At 71.0% G+C, this 3,664-nt stretch carries 4 protein-coding genes; 3 read left to right on the top strand and 1 reads right to left on the bottom strand.

The window, feature by feature from the left end; all coding sequences use genetic code 11:
- On the bottom strand, positions 1-510 hold a 510-nt coding region (locus tag IY392_RS16155; protein WP_194861771.1), incomplete at its 3' end, for an SRPBCC family protein.
- Positions 511-612: 102 nt separating this feature from the next.
- On the opposite strand from IY392_RS16155, the gene IY392_RS16150 reads away from it, so the two are divergent.
- The 3 genes from IY392_RS16150 to IY392_RS16140 all read left to right on the top strand — a co-directional run.
- Entirely contained in the window at positions 613-1,299 is a 687-nt protein-coding gene (locus IY392_RS16150) for a TetR/AcrR family transcriptional regulator (RefSeq protein ID WP_194861770.1), read from the top strand.
- A 121-nt stretch (positions 1,300-1,420) separates the two neighbouring features.
- The gene (locus tag IY392_RS16145) at positions 1,421-2,887 is read left to right on the top strand and encodes an aldehyde dehydrogenase (protein ID WP_194861769.1); all 1,467 of its coding nucleotides are present in this window, start codon (positions 1,421-1,423) and stop codon (positions 2,885-2,887) included.
- Positions 2,888-2,924: 37 nt separating this feature from the next.
- Positions 2,925-3,664: enoyl-CoA hydratase/isomerase family protein (locus IY392_RS16140; RefSeq protein WP_375292925.1), on the top strand; the 740-nt coding region annotated here is incomplete at its 3' end.

Genomic DNA, 3,664 nt, shown 5'->3' with positions numbered 1-3,664 from the left:
GTCCAGGGCGCCGTCGAGGCGGACCGCGCTGCCGTCGGCGGCGGGCACGACAGTGCACCACAGGCCGACCGTGATGCCCATGGGGCCCGCGCCGCGCAGTTCGACCCCGGTCTCGTCGGCCTTCTCGACGGTCCACCGCACCTGGACGGGGATGTCCATGAGAGTCATCTGTTGGACGAGTTGCCCGCCGGTGGTGAGCTTCTCGTCCCGCTCTCCACGCCAGGACAGGTGGAAGGTCAGCCATTCGTGGGTCCGGGTGGTGTCCAGTACCACGTCGAGGATCGCGGCCGGCGGAGCGCTGATCGCGCGCGCGACGTCGACCTGCCGTGCATAGCCGGAGATGCCCTCGGGGGCGGGGACGGTCACGTCTGCAGCGGGCGCCGTCGAACCGATGCCGGGGATGATCCGGGAGGCCAGGTCCGCCAGCGGCGTCACCGCCGTCCGGGCCAGCACAGGAGCCAGGGTGCGGCCGGTGTCGACGAGGCCTTTCACGCGCGATCTCTTGGACATGGATGCCACTTTCCGTCTGGTCAGACTGTTTTGCTGAATCATGCCGATCGGACCGACTCGGTGGCAAGTCGCCGCGGCGGTGGCCCGAGTAATGTCTCGGCCATGGCAGCCCCCCGTCGTCCGAAGCAGGAGCGGTCCGCCGCCACCCGCTCGAAGCTCCTCGAGGCCGCGTACGAGTCGCTGCTCGACCGTGGCTACGGCGCGACGACGGTCGGCGAGGTGCAGAACCGCGCGGGGGTCGCGCGGGGCACGCTGCTGCACCACTTCCCCACGAGGGGCTCGCTCATGGCCGGGGTCGTGGAGGACATCGTCGAACGCCGGCTCCGCGTCCTGACCTCGACGGGCCTCGGCGTCCGGGCTCGCGTGGGAGCCGACGACGGTGCCGACGCCGTCGCAGACCCCGACGCCGGGGCGCGCGACGACGTGCCGTTGGCCACGAGCTGGGACGACGTGGTGGATCTGGTCTGGGAAGAGCTCCAGGGTCCGCCGTTCACGGTGGCCCTCGAGCTCTGGGTGGCCTCCCGGACCGATCCCGAGCTCCGCCGGGCGCTCATCCCTCTCCAGGAACGCATCTTCCGCACGGTGCACCGGAACGTCACGCGGCTGGCGGGGGAGGACCATCCGCGCGCGCCGATGCTGGTGCAGTTCACAATCGACCTGCTCACAGGGGCCCACCTGGCCGGGACCCTGCAGCCCAGGGTCGGCGCCTCGGCCGTGGTCGAGGCCTGGAAGATCGCCGTCCGGGAGCTGGCCCGGACGGACGGGGGACGGGTGCCGGCGCTCCGCTGAGCCGGTCGAGCCGAATCCGTGGAACCGCCGCGGGCGAGGCCGGTACCGCCTAGGTTGGACAGGTGTCTGTTCGCATGTCCGTTGCGACAGGACCCCACCCGGCAACAGCAGGAGACCCACCATGACATCCTCCCTCGACCGCGACGCGTTCCTGATCGGTACCGAGTGGCGCTCACCCGCGACCGACGGCGTCATCGAGGTGGTCAGCCCCCACACCGAGGAGATCGTCGCCCGCGTCCCGGAGGGCTCGGTCGCCGACATCGACGCCGCCGTGGCCGCGGCGCGGGAGGCGTTCGACTCCGGCCCGTGGCCGCGGATGAGCCCCCAGGAGCGGATCGACGTGGTCGCCCGTCTCTCGGCTCTCTACGCCGCGAAGCTGGACGAGATGGCGACCCTGATCTCCACCGAGATGGGGTCACCGATCTCGTTCAGTACGCTCGCCCAGGCCCCTGCGCCCTGGATGCAGATCGAGGCGTTCGTCAGCATCGCCCGGGAGTTCCCGTGGGAGGAGACCCGGCCGGGCGTGCTCGGGGGCGAGGTGCTGGTCCGCCACGAGCCGGTGGGCGTGGTCGCGGCGATCCCGCCGTGGAACGTCCCCCAGTTCACCGTGTTGTCCAAGCTGATCCCGGCGCTGCTCACCGGCTGCACGATCGTGATCAAGCCCGCCCCCGAGACCCCGCTCGACACCTACCTGCTGGGCGAGTTGCTCATCGAGGCCGGGGTGCCGGAGGGCGTGGTGAGCATCGTCGCGGGCGGCCGCGAGGTGGGCGAGCACCTGGTCCGCCACCCCGCGGTCGACAAGGTGGCCTTCACGGGGTCCACCGCGGCGGGCCGGAAGATCGGGGCGATCTGTGGCGAGCAGCTCAAGCGCTGTTCGCTCGAGCTCGGAGGCAAGTCCGCGGCGATCGTGCTGGACGATGCCGACCTCACGAGCGTCGTCGAGGGAATCAAGTTCCTGGGCGTGATGAACTCGGGTCAGGCCTGCGTGGCGCAGACCAGGATCCTGGTGAGCCGCGAGCGGCACGACGAGGTCGCCGGCGCACTCGCGGAGGGGATCGGGTCGATGGTCGTCGGCGATCCGATGGACCCCGACACCCAGATCGGCCCGATGGTGGCGCAGCGGCAGCAGGAACGGGTGTCGTCGTACATCGAGATCGGGCAGCAGGAGGGGGCGAAGCTGCTCACCGGTGGCACCGGCCGCCCGGACGGCCTCGACTCGGGGTGGTACGTCCGACCGACCGTGTTCGCGGGGGTCGACAACTCGATGCGGATCGCCCAGGAGGAGATCTTCGGTCCGGTTCTGTCCGTGATCGCCTACGACGACGTCGACGACGCCGTCCGGATCGCCAACGACTCCGACTACGGTCTGGCGGGAACCGTGTGGACCGCGGACCGGGAGGCGGGGCTGGGCGTCGCGCGTCGGGTCCGCACCGGAACCTACGGGGTCAACACGTACACGATGGACTTCTCGGCCCCGTTCGGCGGCTTCAAGGCATCGGGGGTCGGCCGCGAGTTCGGCCCCGAGGGCCTGGCGCAGTACACCGAGGTCAAGTCCGTCTACCTCGACGCGCCCGCGGTCGACGGCTGATACCGCCGTGGTGGGAGAGAACACGACGCCGCTCGAGGTGCGCGACGCCGACCGCGTCCGCACGTTGACGCTCGCGCGACCGGAGGCGCTCAACGCGTTCGACGAGGCCCTGTACGACGCGCTCACCATCGCGTTGCACGAGGCCTCGAACGATCCCACCGTGGCGGTCGTGCTGCTCACCGGGCAGGGGCGGGCGTTCAGTGCCGGGACCGACCTGGCCGAGATGGCCCAGCGGATCACCGATCCCGACTTCGTCCCCGGCGAGCACGGGTTTCTCGGGTTGATCGACGCCCTGACCGGGTTCGACAAGCCCCTCGTCCTGGCGATCAACGGCCTCGGCCTCGGGATCGGCATGACCGTCATCGGGTTCGCCGACCTGGTATTCATGTCCGAGGACGCCCGTCTCAAGTGCCCGTTCACCAGCCTCGGGGTGGCGCCCGAGGCCGCCTCGAGCTACCTGCTGCCCCGGCTCGTCGGGCGGCAGAACGCGGCGTGGGTGTTGTTGTCCTCGGAGTGGATCAGCGCCGCCGAGGCGCACGAGATGGGCCTGGTGTGGCGGCTGTGCGCCCCCGACGACCTGCTGGGGGTGGCCACCGAGCACGCAACACGGTTGGCGAGGCTGCCCATCTCGAGTCTGCGGGCGGTCAAGCGGACCATGGTCGAGCCGCTGGCCCGCCAGATCGCCGAGGCGCGCGAACGCGAGAACCAGTGCTTCGCCGACCTCATGGGCGGCCCCGCGAACTCCGAGGCCCTGGCCGCGTTCGCCGAGGGCCGGCC

Source organism: Dietzia sp. SYD-A1, from assembly GCF_015356725.1.
Taxonomy (GTDB): Bacteria; Actinomycetota; Actinomycetes; order Mycobacteriales; family Mycobacteriaceae; genus Dietzia.
Note: the sequence above shows the minus strand (reverse complement) of the source record. Positions and strands in the feature narration are given on the sequence as shown.